Origin of the sequence: Streptomyces sp. NPDC017095, assembly GCF_044332325.1 — a bacterium.
Classification (GTDB): Bacteria; Actinomycetota; Actinomycetes; order Streptomycetales; family Streptomycetaceae; genus Streptomyces.
On sequence record NZ_JBIROU010000010.1, the window covers coordinates 140,582 to 155,176 of the forward strand.

General features: G+C 71.3%; 10 protein-coding genes and 5 tRNA genes. 9 read left to right on the top strand and 6 right to left on the bottom strand.

The window, feature by feature from the left end; genetic code table 11:
- Positions 1–64 precede the first annotated feature (64 nt).
- From ACH4OA_RS21485 to ACH4OA_RS21510, 6 genes are all read right to left on the bottom strand, one after another.
- Entirely contained in the window at positions 65–478 is a 414-nt protein-coding gene (locus ACH4OA_RS21485) for a roadblock/LC7 domain-containing protein (RefSeq protein WP_004983065.1), read from the bottom strand.
- A gap of 10 nt (positions 479–488) precedes the next feature.
- The gene (locus ACH4OA_RS21490; RefSeq protein ID WP_397970211.1) at positions 489–3,785 is read right to left on the bottom strand and encodes a nitrate- and nitrite sensing domain-containing protein; all 3,297 of its coding nucleotides are present in this window, start codon (positions 3,783–3,785) and stop codon (positions 489–491) included.
- A 380-nt stretch (positions 3,786–4,165) separates the two neighbouring features.
- Positions 4,166–4,741 carry an ATP/GTP-binding protein gene (locus ACH4OA_RS21495; protein WP_181793988.1) on the bottom strand — a complete coding sequence of 192 codons (576 nt, stop codon included), beginning with the start codon at positions 4,739–4,741 and terminating at the stop codon, positions 4,166–4,168.
- Positions 4,722–5,120 (bottom strand): DUF742 domain-containing protein, encoded by a 399-nt coding sequence (locus tag ACH4OA_RS21500; RefSeq protein WP_397940369.1) that lies wholly within the window; start codon positions 5,118–5,120, stop codon positions 4,722–4,724. Before ACH4OA_RS21500 ends, ACH4OA_RS21495 begins: the two co-directional genes overlap by 20 nt.
- Positions 5,121–5,231: 111 nt before the next feature.
- Positions 5,232–5,645, bottom strand: a complete 414-nt coding sequence (locus tag ACH4OA_RS21505; protein WP_023546525.1) for a roadblock/LC7 domain-containing protein — start codon at positions 5,643–5,645, stop codon at positions 5,232–5,234.
- 9 nt (positions 5,646–5,654) lie between these two features.
- Positions 5,655–9,683, bottom strand: coding sequence for a nitrate- and nitrite sensing domain-containing protein (locus tag ACH4OA_RS21510; protein ID WP_397940371.1), 4,029 nt, complete (start codon positions 9,681–9,683; stop codon positions 5,655–5,657).
- A gap of 571 nt (positions 9,684–10,254) precedes the next feature.
- Between ACH4OA_RS21510 and ACH4OA_RS21515 the strand changes: the two genes are divergently transcribed.
- The 9 genes from ACH4OA_RS21515 to ACH4OA_RS21555 all read left to right on the top strand — a co-directional run bounded on the left by ACH4OA_RS21515 (position 10,255) and on the right by ACH4OA_RS21555 (position 14,513).
- A complete protein-coding gene (locus ACH4OA_RS21515; protein ID WP_397940373.1) occupies positions 10,255–10,449 on the top strand; it encodes a hypothetical protein in 195 nt (64 codons plus the stop codon).
- Between the two features lie 257 nt (positions 10,450–10,706).
- Positions 10,707–11,492 (top strand): fumarylacetoacetate hydrolase family protein, encoded by a 786-nt coding sequence (locus tag ACH4OA_RS21520; RefSeq protein WP_365880280.1) that lies wholly within the window; start codon positions 10,707–10,709, stop codon positions 11,490–11,492.
- Positions 11,485–12,999 (top strand): glutamate--tRNA ligase, encoded by a 1,515-nt coding sequence (gene gltX, locus ACH4OA_RS21525; protein ID WP_397970213.1) that lies wholly within the window; start codon positions 11,485–11,487, stop codon positions 12,997–12,999. The genes ACH4OA_RS21520 and gltX overlap by 8 nt, the downstream gene beginning before the upstream one ends.
- A 229-nt stretch (positions 13,000–13,228) precedes the next feature.
- Positions 13,229–13,960, top strand: a complete 732-nt coding sequence (locus ACH4OA_RS21530; RefSeq protein ID WP_397970214.1) for an HAD family hydrolase — start codon at positions 13,229–13,231, stop codon at positions 13,958–13,960.
- A gap of 91 nt (positions 13,961–14,051) precedes the next feature.
- Positions 14,052–14,123 (top strand) — tRNA-Gln (locus tag ACH4OA_RS21535).
- Positions 14,124–14,144: 21 nt separating this feature from the next.
- A tRNA-Glu gene (locus tag ACH4OA_RS21540) sits at positions 14,145–14,217 on the top strand.
- A gap of 29 nt (positions 14,218–14,246) precedes the next feature.
- Positions 14,247–14,319 (top strand) — tRNA-Glu (locus ACH4OA_RS21545).
- A gap of 21 nt (positions 14,320–14,340) precedes the next feature.
- Positions 14,341–14,412: transfer RNA gene (locus ACH4OA_RS21550), tRNA-Gln, on the top strand.
- A 28-nt stretch (positions 14,413–14,440) separates the two neighbouring features.
- A tRNA-Glu gene (locus tag ACH4OA_RS21555) sits at positions 14,441–14,513 on the top strand.
- The last annotated feature ends 82 nt before the right edge of the window (positions 14,514–14,595 follow it).

Consider the following 14,595-nt stretch of genomic DNA (forward strand, 5'->3'; position numbering starts at 1 on the left):
ATCCCTGGGGTGCCGCGTCCCGAAACCTTACGGTGCCGGGACACGCATACGCATCGTCCGATTACTAGTTGAGAAGGCTGCCCTGGAGCTCCGCGCGGAGATCCGGGGTGAGAACCGTGCCCGCGCGGTCCACCAGCAGGGCCATCTCGTACCCGATGAGGCCGATGTCCGCCTCCGGGTGGGCCAGGACGGCGAGCGACGAACCGTCGGAGATGGACATGATGAAGAGAAATCCTCGCTCCATCTCCACAACCGTCTGGTTCACGCTGCCGCCCTCGAAGATGCGCGAGGCACCCGCGGTCAGCGAGGTCAGACCGGAGGCGACGGCCGCGAGCTGGTCGGCACGGTCGCGGGGAAAGCCTTCGGACATCGCCAGAAGGAGTCCGTCGGCGGAGACCACCACCGTGTGGGACACCCCCGGGGTGTTGTCCACGAAGTTGGTGATCAACCAGTTCAGGTTCTGTGCCGCCTGGCTCATCGGGCTCACACTAACGCTCCTGGTTGTAGGTGCTGTCAGGACCGAAGCCCTGGCCGTTCGTTTCACTGCCTGCGCTGCGTCCGCGCTGGACGCCCCGGCGCAGGTTGCTCAGCCTGCCCCGGACGTCCTCCGGGGCGCGGGAGACCTGGGGGCCGCCCTGGGGGGTGGATTCGGCGGAACCCTCGACCAGGTTGGCCTTGGGCACCCGCTTCGGCAGGCCGGAGGCGGTGACCCCGCCCGCCTTGGGCTTGCGGAGCTGCGCGGCCTGCTGCCACCGTTCGTCGTTCGCCGTGCGCCAGCCGCTGTCGCCGCCGGCGTCCGGTGCGTCGCCCGGTGCCGGGGCCGGCCCGTCCTGCCGCGCGCGCGGCGTGCCGTTCGGGCTTCCGGCGTCGGGGGAGCCGCTCGCGGGGGCACCGCGGCGGGGCAGCCCGGCGTCGGTCAGCTCGTGGGCGGCGGGAGATGCCGTTCCCGGACGGTCGAAGCCTACGCGGTCCGGCTCGCTCACGTCACCGGCCTGCGGCGATCCCGTCTCCGGAGCGTACGGGGCCGGATAGCCGTTGCGGTAGCCGTCCTGCTGCGGCCAGTCGTCCTGGTAGGAGGGCGTCCGGGCGGGCTCCGCGTACGGGGCCCCGGACTCGCCGTAGCCGCCGGCCGGGGAGAAGCCCTCGTGCTGCGACGCCTCACCGTCCGGCGCGTAGTACCGCTCGTCGTACGACTGCTCGTAGGACGGCTCGTACGCCGTGGAGTGCTGCTGCTCCTCGTACGCCGGCGCCCCGTACGCCTGCTGCGGCTGCTCGCCGTACGCCTGCTGCTGCTCCTGGTACGGCTGCTGCGGCTGCTCGCCGTAAGGTTCCTGCTCGCCGTAGGGCTGCTGCTCCGGGAAGGCGTGCTGCCCGGTGAAGGGGTCCTGGTAGCCGGCCGGGGCCTCGGCGGACTCCTGCCGGGGCGCCTCGGACTGCTGTCCGTGGCCCTGGGCCTCCAGCGCGGCACGGCGCTCCTCGCGCAGCCGCGTCCGGCCGACCGGGTCGAGATCCCGGGCGTCGTCGGGGACCTCGTTGTACCGGCTGTCGTCGAAGCCCAGTTCGGCGGCGGTGCGCTGCTGCGGCTGCTGCTGCCGGCCGAAGTCCTCACCCTGGAACTGCTGCTCCGGGATGATCTGCGAGACCGTGAACTCCTCGCGGTCCAGCGGCATCTCGCCGCCGCCGCCGTGCGTGATCGCGTCGGGGAGCATGACCAGCGAGGTCGTGCCGGCCTGCTCGCCCGAGGGGCGGAGCTGGACCCGGATGCCGTGCCGGTCGGACAGCCGGCCGACCACGAACAGGCCCATGCGCTGGGAGATGGCGGCGTCCACGGTCGGCGGGTTGGCCAGCTTGTGGTTGATGTCCGCGAAGTCCTCGGCGGTCAGACCGATGCCCTTGTCGTGGATCTCGACCATGACGCGGCCGTCGGGCAGCCGGGTCGCCGTCACCTTGACCTTGGTCTGCGGCGAGGAGAACGTGGTGGCGTTCTCCAGCAGCTCGGCCAGCAGGTGCACGAGGTCGGTGACCGCGCGGCCGTGGATCTCGGCCTCCGGTACGCCGGACAGCTCGATGCGCTCGTACTGCTCCACCTCGGAGGAGGCGGCGCGCAGCACGTCGACCAGCGGCACCGGCTGGTCCCAGCGGCGGCCGGGCTCCTCGCCGGCGAGGACCAGCAGGTTCTCGCCGTTGCGGCGCATACGGGTGGCCAGGTGGTCCAGCCGGAAGAGGTTCTCGAGCTGGTCCGGGTCGGCCTCGTTGTTCTCCAGGTCGGTGATCAGGGTGAGCTGGCCCTCGATCAGCGACTGGTTGCGGCGCGAGAGGTTGGTGAAGATCGCGTTGATGTTGCCCCGCAGCAGGGCCTGCTCGGAGGCGAGCCGGACGGCCTCGCGGTGGACCTGGTCGAAGGCGCGGGCGACCTCGCCGATCTCGTCCTTGGTGGTGATCGGGATCGGCGTGACCCGGGTGTCGACCCGGCCGGGATCGGTGCGCGAGAGCTGGTCGACCAGCATCGGCAGGCGCTGCTCGGCGACGTTGAAGGCGGCGTTGCGCAGCCGGCGCATCGAGCGGCTCATCTGCCGGGCCACCAGCCCGGCCAGCAGGAACGCGGCGAGCAGGGCGATGACGACCACGGCACCGGTGATGAAGGCGGAGGTCTTGGCGTTGTCGGCGATGTCCGACGCCTCGTTCACCGCCTTGTCGGCCATGTCCGCCTCGATCTGGCGGTAGGCCTTGTACTTCAGGGTGTTGACCGCCCACCAGTTCTCGGCGGTGACGCCCTTGCCGGCCAGCGCGGCCCGGCTGGCGGCGCTGGTGTCCGGCATGGTGGCCAGCGCCGTGACCATGCCGGTGTCCCCGGCCGGCGGGGCGACGTACTGCGGGTTCTCCGCCTTAGCCTTGCGGGCCAGCGCGGCCGCGTCCGCCTCGATCTTTGTCTTGGCGTCCTTCAGCTTCTGCGCGTCCGCCTCGGTGCCGCCGCCCTTGTACTCCTCCAGCGCGATGCGCTCCAGATAGGCGTACGAGGACAGGGAGATCTGCTGGGTGGTGAGGTTCGGTGCGTCCGGACCGGGCTTGACCAGCAGGTGCGTGCCGATCGACCGCTCCAGCGACAGCGCCGCCTTGGTCAGCGAGATCGCGTAGACGGTACGGCCGTAGGAGGTGATGTTTCCGGTGCCGAGACCCAGTTCGTTGGCGAACTCCATCAGCGGGTGGGCGACGGTGACGTAGCCCTCCTCCGTCTGCACGCCCGTCATCCGGGAGGTGTACGCCGACTGCCGCAGCTGGGCCAGCGAGGGCTCGTCCTCGTGGAACAGCTTCAGCCGGCGGTTGAGGCCGGGCTCGTCCGGCATGCTCGCGGCCGCCTGGTCGAAGGCGTCGGCGGCCTGGTCCGTGGCCTTGCGGGCGGCGTCGACGGTCTGTTTGCCCGCCGCGTCCTTCTTGTTCAGCAGCAGCGGTGCCGCGGTGACGTCCCGCTCGTTCTCCAGGGCGTCGGCGTAGGCGAGGGCGGCGCGCACCAGTCGCGCGGTGTTCTCCGCGTCCCGGGCCTGCTGCCAGGTGTCGATCGAGCTCTTCACCTGGAAGCCGCCCATGACGAGGCCGACCGCCACGGGTATGAGGAGGATGGCGTTCAGCCGGGTGGGCACCCGCCAGTTGCGCGGCGAGAAGCGGCCGCCGGCCGAGGAAGTGGCCGTCGGCTCCGCACCGGGAACGGGGGTGGGCGCCGCAGCGCGCGGCGGCGGGGTGAAGTTGCCCCGTGCCGACGGCTCGGGACCGTTCTTGCTTCGCCTCACTCGACCAACAACCTCTCGGCGGTCGGCACCTACGTCGTGCCGCAGTCTCTCAGAGCCCGGTTCGCCATAGACCACTACGGAGTACGTCTTCGACCCATGGGCAGTTCAGGCATTCCAGCACGTGGACCAGCGCACTTCCAAACAGTGGAGGCCCGGTGACGGAGCGCTTGTAAACGCGAGATAAAACGGTCATATAGAGCGAGCCTTGCCAAAAGGCGGGACGAACGTGCGCGCAGCGGCACCGGACGACCGCGTCGCGTGGCGATCACCGGCGATTCCTCTGCCGAACTGTTATGAACACCGGAGCCGACCGTGTCAAAGGCCACAGCCGGCTCCGGAACCGGTACGGCAACTGCCCTGCCGTCTGTCGTACTTGAGTGCTACTTCAAGCGTGCCATCAGGGCGTGTTCGACGAGGGTGATGAGGGCGCTCTTGGCGTCGGCGCGGTGGCGGGCGTCGGTGGTGATGATGGGGGTGTCGGGGCCGATCTGGAGTGCTTCGCGGACTTCGTCGGGGGAGTAGGGCTGTTGTCCGTCGAAGCCGTTGAGGGCGATGACGAAGGGCAGGCCGGAGTTCTCGAAGTAGTCGACGGCGGGGAAGCAGTCGGCGAGGCGGCGGGTGTCGACGAGGACGATGGCGCCGATGGCGCCGCGGACGAGGTCGTCCCACATGAACCAGAAGCGGTCCTGTCCGGGGGTGCCGAACAGGTAGAGGATGAGGTCCTGGTCCAGGGTGATGCGGCCGAAGTCCATGGCCACCGTGGTGGTGGTCTTGTCCCCGGTGTGGGTGAGGTCGTCGATGCCGGCGGACGCGGACGTCATGACGGCCTCTGTGCGCAGCGGGTTGATCTCCGAGACGGCGCCGACGAACGTGGTCTTGCCCACGCCGAAGCCGCCCGCCACCACGATCTTCGCGGAGGTGGTGGCCCGGCCCGCGTCAGAGCTTGCGAAGTCCACTGAGCACCCTTTCGAGCAGCGTCACGTCCGGAGCGCCGCCGTTGTTCTCGTCGCCACCAGGCTGGTGGATGGCGACCAGGCCGGCCTCGGCGAGGTCGGCCACCAGGATCCGGGCCACACCGAGCGGCATGGCCAGCAGCGCGGAGACCTCCGCGACCGACTTGACCTCGCGGCACAGGTGGCAGATCCGCTGATGCTCCGGGAGCAGTCCCATGAGCGCTGCCGGGTCGGCCGTGGTGCTGATCAGCGCCTCGATGGCGAGCTGGTAGCGGGGCCGGGTCCGGCCGCCGGTCATGGCGTACGGACGCACCAGCGGCTGGTCGCCCTCGTCCCCGTACGGTTCCGCGTACGGATCATGATGGGAGATGGGCGGGGTCATGGATCCTCCGGGCGGGACAGCAAGTCGGTCAGTCAAGCCGTCTGACGGGGCCGGTGGGGGGATTGTGGCGGCCGGACGGTGTTTTTGTGAGGTGGGTGGTGCCGGGGCCGGTCAGTGAAGCAGACTGCCTTGGAGTTCGGCGCGCAGGTCCGGGGTGAGTACCGCACCCGCGCGGTCGACGAGCAGTGCCATCTCGTAGCCGACGAGACCGATGTCGCACTCGGGGTGGGCCAGGACCGCGAGGGACGACCCGTCCGAGACGGACATCAGGAACAGGAACCCGCGTTCCATCTCGACGACCGTCTGCGCCACGGTGCCGCCCTCGAAGATCCGGGACGCCCCGGCCGTCAGCGAGGTCAGGCCGGACGCGACCGCCGCCAACTGGTCGGCGCGGTCCCGCGGGAAGCCTTCGGACATCGCCAGCAGAAGGCCGTCGGCGGAGACCACCACTGTGTGGGACACCCCGGGGGTGTTGTCCACGAAGTTGGTGATCAACCAGTTCAGGTTCTGTGCCGCCTGGCTCATCGGACTCAACTAACGCTCCTGCTGGTGAGTGGGGCTCGGGAAGCTGCCGGTCTGGCCGCTGCCGGCCTGACGGCCCTGAGCGATGCCCCGACGGAGATTGGTCAGCCGGCCGCGTACGTCGTCAGGCGCACGCGAGACCTGCGGACCGCTTTGGTGCTGTTGCTGCTGGGCCGTGCCCGGTACGAGGTTCGCCCGGGGCACCCGGCGCGGCAGGCCGGAGGTGGTGATCCCGCCCGCCGCGGGCTGCCGGACCCGCTCGGCCTGCCGGACGAGTTCGTCGTTCGGCGAGGTGCGCCAGGAACCGGTGCCCGGCGCGGACCGCTGCGGAGCGGACGCGGACTGCTGCGGTGACGCGGACGCGCCCTCCTGCTGCCCGTTCTCCCGCTCCTGCTGCTGGTGGAACCAGTTGGTCTCCAGCGTGTCGTACAGCGGGGTACGGCCGTCGCCCGGACCGCTGGCCGGCGGCAGGGCCCATGCGTCACCCTGCGCCCGGCCCTCGTCGGGCCGCTGCGCGGCACCGCGGTGGTCGGGCTCCGGGTGGACCGGACGCTGCTGCGGGGCCGGGGGGCGCGGGGCGCCGAACTCGTCCCGGCCGGCCGGCTGCGGACGCTCGAACTGCCCGGTGTGGCCGGGGTTGTTCCGGGCGGGCAGGGCGTGCTGGCCGGTGGAGCCGCCGTCGTAACCGCCGTCGTACGCCTGCGGGGCCTGCGGGGCCGGGAACTGGCCGGTGTGCTGCGCGCCGCCGTCCGGCCGGCCGTTGGCCGGTGCGCTGCCGAACACATCGGAACGGACGAACGGGTCGGAGCCGCCCTGCCGGGCGTCGGGCCCGTCGAACCGGCCCTGCTGCGGGTCGGCGTCGGGGCGCGGGTACTGGCCGGTCTGCTGCGGGCTGTCGGGCCGCGCGAACGGGTCCGTCTGCCGGGCGTTGTCCGGACGGGCGTACTGACCGGTCTGCTGGGCGTCGTCCGGGCGGCCGTACTGGCCCTGCTCCGGGTCGGCGTCGGGGCGCGGGTACTGGCCGGTCTGCTGCGGGCTGTCGGGCCGTGCGAACGGGTCCGTCTGCCGGGCGTCGTCCGGACGGGCGTACTGGCCGGTCTGCTGGGCGTCGTCCAGGTGCGGGAACTGGCCCGTCCGCGGGGCGGAGCCGTCCGCGCCGGGCAGCTCCGCGCGCGGGAACGCGCCCGTCGCCGGTCCCTGGGCGTCGATCCGGGGCATCTCCGCGGTCGCGCCCGGACCCTGCCGGTCGTCGACGCGCGGCAGGTGCGCGGTCTGCGCCGGGTCCTGCTCGTCATGGCCGCGCGGCGTGTCCAGCGAGGCGCGGGACACCGGGGCCGGGCCGCCGGCCCAGTCCGGGGTGCGCGACTGCGGGGCACCGCCGGGCAGTTCGGCCCGCGGGCCGCCGCGCGGCGGAAGCTGGGGCCGGCGGCCCTGCTCCGCGGGCGCACCGGGCCGCTTCCGGCCGCCGCCGCCGAAGAGGTCCTGCTGCGGGCCGCCGGGGCGCGCGGCCTGCAAGCCCTGCGGGGCGCCGGGCGCCTGGCCGCCGAAGCCGCCCGCGCCGGACCCGGCCGTCGTCCGGCCGCCCTGCTGCGGGGCACCGCCGGGACCGCCCTGGGGACCGCGCGCTCCGCCCGGCGCACCGGGACGGCCGCCCTGGCCCGTGCCGGGCAGCGCCCGGGAGCCCGGGGCGGAACCGACCTGGCCGCGCGGGCCAGGCCCGCCGCCGAGCAGACCGCCGCCGGCCGGGGCACCGCCCTGGCCGCCGTTCTGCCGCCGGGCCGCGGCCGCGCCCGCGGCGGCCTGCGCGGCGGCCGGACCACCGGACACGGACCCGCCGGGCTTGCCCGGAACGGGCTTCTTGCCGCCCTGGGCCACGTCCACGGGCAGCATGACCAGCGCGGTCGTGCCACCGGAGTCGGACGGGCGGAGCTGGATGCGGATGCCGTGGCGCTGCGACAGCCGGCCGACCACGAACAGACCCATGCGGCGCGAGACCGACACGTCCACGGTGGGCGGCGAGGCGAGCCGCTCGTTGATCGCCGCGAGGTCCTCGGGGGAGAGGCCGATACCGGTGTCGTGGATCTCGATGAGCACCCGGCCGTCGGGCAGCGCGTGACCGGTGACCTTGACCTTGGTCTGCGGCGAGGAGAACGACGTCGCGTTCTCCAGCAGCTCGGCGAGCAGGTGCACGAGGTCGTTGACGACCCGGCCGGCGACCTCGGTGGTGGGCACCGAGGCCAGCTCGATGCGCTCGTACTGCTCCACCTCGGAGGCGGCGGCACGCAGCACGTCGACCAGCGGGACCGGCCGCGTCCACCGGCGGCCGGGCTCCTCACCGGCGAGGACGAGCAGGTTCTCGCCGTTACGGCGCATACGGGTGGCGAGGTGGTCCAGCTTGAACAGGGAGGAGAGCTGGTCCGGGTCGGCCTCGCGGGACTCCAGCTCGGAGATCAGCGAGAGCTGGCGCTGGATCAGACCCTGGGAGCGGCGCGAGAGGTTGGTGAACATCGCGTTGACGTTGCCCCGCAGCAGGGCCTGCTCGGCGGCCAGGCGGACCGCCTCGCGGTGCACGTCGTCGAAGGCCGCGGCCACCTGGCCGATCTCGTCCCGGGAGTGCACACCGACCGACTCCACGGAGGTGTCGACGTCCTGCGGGTCGGACTCGGAGAGCTGCTTGACCAGCTCGGGCAGCCGGTCCTGGGCGACCTTGGTCGCGGTCTCCTGGAGCCGGCGCAGCGAGCGGATCATGGAGCGGGCCACGACGAACGCGCCGACCAGCGAGACACCGAGCACGAGCAGGATCAGCGCACCGGAGATGATGGCGTCACGCTGGGTGGCGCTCTTCAGCTCGCGGGCCTTCTGCTCCATCTCCTCCAGGAGCGTGTGCTCGATCTTCTTCATCTGCTCGATCTTGGTCGAGCTGTCGTCCACCCAGTCCTTGTAGGACCGCGCCGGAAGCTGCTGGAGACCGTCCGGGGACTCGAAGGACCGCTTGGCGTAGGTGTCGGCGGACTCGATCGTCGGGTTGCCCTCGTCGATCGGCCGCAGCAGTTCCTCGGCGTCGTGGTCCGCGTAGATCTTGCGGAAGATCGCCAGCTCGGAGTTCTCGCTCTCGTACGCCGACTGGCCGTAGAGACGGTCGTTCTCCGTCAGGTCGCCCTTGGTGGCGGGCGTCGGGGGCAGCGCCGCGGCGATCATGGCGCGCTGCACGGACGCGTACTCCTTGGCGGTGGAGAACGCCGCCAGGGCACGGGTACGGGAGATCATCTCCGGGTTGCTGGACGCCTCGGCCATGTCCTGGGACAGACCGATGAGCTGGGTGATGAGCCGGTGGTACGACTCGACCGTCTGCGAGGCGTTCTGCTTCGAGCCGTACGCCTTCTGGCGGATCTTGGCGAGGTCGTCGAGCTGGTTGGCGAGGCCGACGAGCGCGTCCCGCACGCCCTGGAGGTTGCCGTTCTTGCTCGCCGCGTCGATCTCCTCGGAAGCGTCGAGGAAGTTGTCGCGGGCCCGGTCGCTCTTCTGCTGGTACGCCTTGATCTGGTAGTCGTTCGTCTTCAGGCCGCCGTGGGCCAGCGGGCCGGCGGACTGGTCACGCTCGTCCTGGAGCGCCATGGCCAGCTCGGTGGCCTGCTTGGTCATCTCCGTCAGCAGCTTCATGTTGTCGAGCTGCTGGATGTCGTTCATGTTCTCGTTGATGCGCAGCGCGCCCAGCGAGGTGGCCGCGACCACGGGCAGCGCGAGCAGCGAGACCAGGCGGGTGGAGATGCGCCAGTTGCGCAGGTGCAGCCGGGAGCCGGGGCCGGTGGGTCCCTGCACGGGCTTGACCGTGGGCGTGGGGGTGCCCGCGGGGGTCGCCGTGCCGGACGCCGAGGAGGCCGCCGCGCCCGGACGTCCGCCCCGGTCGCCGCCGTCGCCGGCCGGGGCCTGGCCCGGCTTCTGGGCGTGCTGGGGCGAGGAGCCGACGGCCTTGGGGCCAGTCCCGCCCTGCGGCTCCGGCTCCGCCGAAGCGCTGCCATCCCTCTTGAAACGTCCCTGCACTAGCGTCGCAACCTCTGGACCAGGCACCCCTCCGCGTGAACGGAGGGACACGGTGTCGGCGTTGTGGAGAGCGCCCTGAATGCGCCCCCCGGTGGTCTTGAGTGACCGGCGCTGGTTCCCCCTATCTCGCCGCCGCTCGGCGCGGTGTCGCGCTCGCTGTGCGCCGGCTCGATCCTGCGGCGGTCCGTGAGATTCCAGCACAGTGCCGGATCTCCAACAAGGGCAGTGGGCCGAGCTGTGACCTACGTGACGGGGTGTGAGGGGCGGACTACCAGCCGTGGAACCGGTTTCGGCCAATAACGGGCATACCTTGGCGAGTCGTCGGCCGGTGCCTGGTGTCCCAGTCGCCATGATCAGGAGCGGAATGATGGCTTCAGTAGGTCAATGTCCGTTTCGTTAAGGCCGGTTGGCGGCCGGAATTGACCGGTTTGCCGGTGAGTTCGTGAGCAAACTCACAGGGATCGCGGGGGCAGTTGGCGGCTTCGTCGGGGAATCGGATGTTTAGCCTGACGCTTTACACGAGGGACGACTCTGCCAACCCCACTCGACCAGAGGCCACAGGACGACAACGGTGAAGACGACGATGATGTTCCACAAGATAGCCAACCCGCGACGCACGACCCTGGCGCACCTCAAGGACGCCGGCGAGCTGCACACGCCCCCGGTTCCGGAGCACACCGCCGACCTCCCGGCCCAGACGGCCAACCCCCGGCGCACCATCCTGATGGAGATCCCGGCCGGCGCGGGCGCCCCGGCCGGCGAGTGACCGACGGCTCCACCGGGCGCGGCGGACGGGACGGCACGAGCGTCCCCCCGGCCGCGCCCTCGTCGTATCCGGCCGCGCCGGTCTCCCTCCCCGGTTCCCTTCATTCCCTTCATTCCCCTCATTCCCTTCATTCCCTCCCGGCCCGCCCCTGACCCGCCTCTGACCTGCGGCGACACCCCGGCAGCGGAGAAGCGCGTATAGCTCCGATAACCTGGGGCGTCAATACGCCGGTTCTCAGTGAGGGGCGCAGGAATCCCGTGCGCATCGCCAGGTTCTCCATCGACGGGAACGTAGCCTTCGGCGCGGTCGAGGGCGACAAGCAGGACGAACTCGTCCTCGACATCATCAAGGGCATCCCGTTCGCGGACCACGAGCTGTCCGGCACCAAGGTGCCGCTGAGCAAGGTCAGGCTGCTGCCGCCGGTCCTCCCCAACAAGGTCGTCGCGTTCGGCCGCAACTACGCCGAGCACGCGCGCGAGCTGGGCAACGAGGTGCCCGAGGCGCCGTTCGCCTTCTTCAAGCCGTCCACCTCGGTGATCGGCCCCGGCGACGCCATCCAGTACCCCGCGTTCACCCGGGAACTGCACCACGAGGCCGAGCTGGCCGTCGTCATCGGCCGGATGTGCCGCGAGGTCCCGCGCGACCGCGTCAAGGACGTCATCCTCGGCTACACCTGCGCCAACGACGTCACCGCCCGCGACGTGCAGCGGCGCGAGAAGCAGTGGGCCCGCGCCAAGGGCTTCGACAGCTCATGTCCGCTCGGCCCCTGGGTGGAGACGGACCTCGACCTGGAGCGCGCGAACGACCTGACCATCCAGCTCACCGTCAACGGCGAACAGCGCCAGCTCGGCCGGACGAGCGAGATGATTCACCCCATCGAGGACCTGATCGTCAACATCTCGGAGGCCATGACCCTGCTCCCCGGCGACGTCATCCTCACCGGCACCCCCGCGGGGGTCGGCCCCCTCGGCGTCGGCGACGAGGTCGCCGTCACCATCGAAGGCATCGGCACTCTCACCAACAAGGTTGTCAAGCGTGGCTAGCGCACCCTCCCCCCAGCTCTCGACCCCGCTCGGGCAGGGGGTACCCCCCCGCGTCCGTTTCTGTCCCTCGCCCACCGGCAACCCGCACGTGGGCCTGGTGCGCACCGCCCTGTTCAACTGGGCGTTCGCCCGGCACCACCGGGGCACCCTGGTCTTCCGCATCGAGGACACCGACGCCGCCCGCGACTCGGAGGAGTCCTACCAGCAGCTCCTCGACGCGATGCGCTGGCTCGGCTTCGACTGGGACGAGGGCCCCGAGGTCGGCGGCCCGCACGCGCCGTACCGCCAGTCGCAGCGCATGGACCTCTACGCCGACGTGGCGCGCAAGCTGCTGGACGGCGGCTACGCCTACCACTGCTACTGCTCCCAGGAGGAGCTGGACAGCCGCCGCGAGGCCGCCCGCGCCGCCGGCCGGCCCTCCGGCTACGACGGCCACTGCCGCGAGCTGACCGCCGCGCAGGTCGAGGAGTACCGCGCCCAGGGCCGCCAGCCGATCGTCCGCTTCCGCATGCCGGACGAGACGATCACCTTCACCGACCTGGTCCGCGGCGAGCTGACCTTCACCCCGGAGAACGTGCCCGACTACGGCATCGTCCGGGCCAACGGCGCCCCGCTGTACACGCTGGTCAACCCGGTGGACGACGCCCTGATGGAGATCACCCACGTGCTGCGCGGCGAGGACCTGCTGTCCTCCACCCCGCGGCAGATCGCCCTCTACAAGGCGCTGACCGAGCTGGGCATCGCCAAGGGGACCCCCGCCTTCGGCCACCTGCCGTACGTGATGGGCGAGGGCAACAAGAAGCTCTCCAAGCGCGACCCGCAGGCCTCCCTCAACCTCTACCGCGAGCAGGGCTTCCTGCCCGAGGGCCTGCTCAACTACCTGTCGCTGCTCGGCTGGTCGCTCTCCGCCGACCAGGACATCTTCACGGTGGAGGAGATGGTCGCGGCCTTCGAGATCTCCGACGTGAACCCCAACCCGGCCCGTTTCGACCTCAAGAAGTGCGAGGCGATCAACGGCGACCACATCCGTATGCTGACGGTGGAGGACTTCACCGAGCGCTGCCGTCCGTGGCTGCGGGCGCCGTTCGCCCCGTGGGCGCCGGAGGACTTCGACGAGGCCCGGTGGCAGGCCGTCGCCCCGCACGCCCAGACCCGGCTGAAGGTGCTCTCCGAGATCACCGCCAACGTCGACTTCCTGTTCCTCCCGGAGCCGGTCTTCGACGAGGCCTCGTGGACCAAGGCGATGAAGGAGGGCTCCGACGCCCTGCTGCGCACGGCCCGCGAGAAGCTCCAGGCCGCGGACTGGACCTCGGCCGAGTCGCTGAAGGAAGCCGTCCTGGCCGCCGGCGAGGCGCACGGTCTGAAGCTGGGCAAGGCCCAGGCGCCGGTCCGGGTGGCCGTCACCGGCCGCACCGTCGGCCTGCCGCTCTTCGAGTCCCTGGAGATCCTGGGCAAGGACAAGACGCTGGCCCGCATCGACGCGGCCCTGGCGAAGCTGACCGCCTGACCGCCCGACCGGCCCGTACGCGCGGGGCGGCACCCGGACCCCCGGGCGCCGCCCCGCACGCGTTCCCGCACCCCGCACGCGTTCCCGCGCCCCGCGCGCGTTCCCGCGCCCCGCGCGCGTTCCCGCGCCCCGCGCGCGTTCCCGCGCCCCGCGCGCGTTCCCGCGCCCCGCGCGCACCGGCCGCGCCGGGGCCTGCACGGGGCCGGTCCCGCGGCGGTACCGTCGGGGCATGACGATCAGAGCCGTGGTCTGGGACGTCGACGACACCCTCTTCGACTACACGACCGCCGACCGGGCGGGTATGCACGCCCATCTGCTGGCCGAGGGGCTGCTCGCCGCGCACGGCGGCGTGGAGCGGGCCCTGCCGCGCTGGCGGGAGATCACGGACGCCCAGTGGGCCCGGTTCGCCGCCGGCGAGGTGGACTTCGTCACACAGCGCCGCGACCGGATCCGCGTCTTCCTGGGCCGGGAGCTGGCCGACGAGGAGGCCGACGCCTGGTTCGCGCGCTATCTGGTCCACTACGAGGCCGCCTGGAGCCTGTTCCCGGACGTCCTGCCCGCCCTGGACGCCCTCGCGGCCGGCTACCGGCATGCCGTGCTGTCCAACTCCAGCCTCGTCGTCCAGGAGCGCAAGCTGCGCGCCCTCGGCCTGCACGACCGTTTCGAGACCGTCCTGTGCGCCGCCGAGCTGGGCGTCTCCAAGCCGGCGGCCGGCGCCTTCCTGGCGGCCTGCGAGGCGCTGGACCTGCCCCCGCACGAGGTGGCCTACGTCGGCGACCACCCGGAGATCGACGGGCGGGGCGCCGCCGAGGCCGGGCTGCTGTCCGTGTGGATCGACCGCGGGACGGTCCCGGCGCGGGCCGCCGGACAGGCCCTCGCGCACCGGATCGCGAGCCTCGCCGAACTCCCGGCGCTCGTCCGCGCGGATACCCGTTTTGGAGCCCCGTCCACCTTCGGGTAATGTTCTTTCTGCGCCGAGGGGCGCGGGCCGGAAGGCCGAAGCCCCGAGGAGCGAACTAGAACGAGAACCCCGCAGGGGGATTGAGTTCCAGTGGCCTATGGTGTAATTGGCAGCACGACTGATTCTGGTTCAGTTAGTCTTGGTTCGAGTCCAGGTAGGCCAGCTCGCAGAGCTCATCTGCAAAGCCCCCGTTGTGTAGCGGCCTAGCACGCTGCCCTCTCAAGGCAGTAGCGCCGGTTCGAATCCGGTCGGGGGTACGGATCTCGATCATGTCGGGATCGCTAGGGCCCCCGTTGTGTAGCGGCCTAGCACGCCGCCCTCTCAAGGCGGTAGCGCCGGTTCGAATCCGGTCGGGGGTACTGACTGGTCTAAACCATCATTGGTCTATGGTGTAATTGGCAGCACGACTGATTCTGGTTCAGTTAGTCTTGGTTCGAGTCCAGGTAGACCAGCTCGGATCTGCGGAAACGCAAGATCCTCGCCCCCGTTGTGTAGCGGCCTAGCACGCCGCCCTCTCAAGGCGGTAGCGCCGGTTCGAATCCGGTCGGGGGTACGTGCATACGGAAGCCTCTCAGTTATCTGGGAGGCTTCCGTCGTCTCGGATGCGCCAGCGGTCATCAGGTGGGGAGCCTCGA

Bases quoted from the DNA above. Each gene is read 5' to 3' on its own strand.
- ACH4OA_RS21530 (WP_397970214.1), top strand. From the start codon at position 13,229: ATGACGATCAGAGCCGTGGTCTGGGACGTCGACGACACCCTCTTCGAC.
- ACH4OA_RS21505 (WP_023546525.1), bottom strand. From the start codon at position 5,645: ATGAGCCAGGCGGCACAGAACCTGAACTGGTTGATCACCAACTTCGTG.
- ACH4OA_RS21500 (WP_397940369.1), bottom strand. From the start codon at position 5,120: ATGACCCCGCCCATCTCCCATCATGATCCGTACGCGGAACCGTACGGG.
- ACH4OA_RS21485 (WP_004983065.1), bottom strand. From the start codon at position 478: ATGAGCCAGGCGGCACAGAACCTGAACTGGTTGATCACCAACTTCGTG.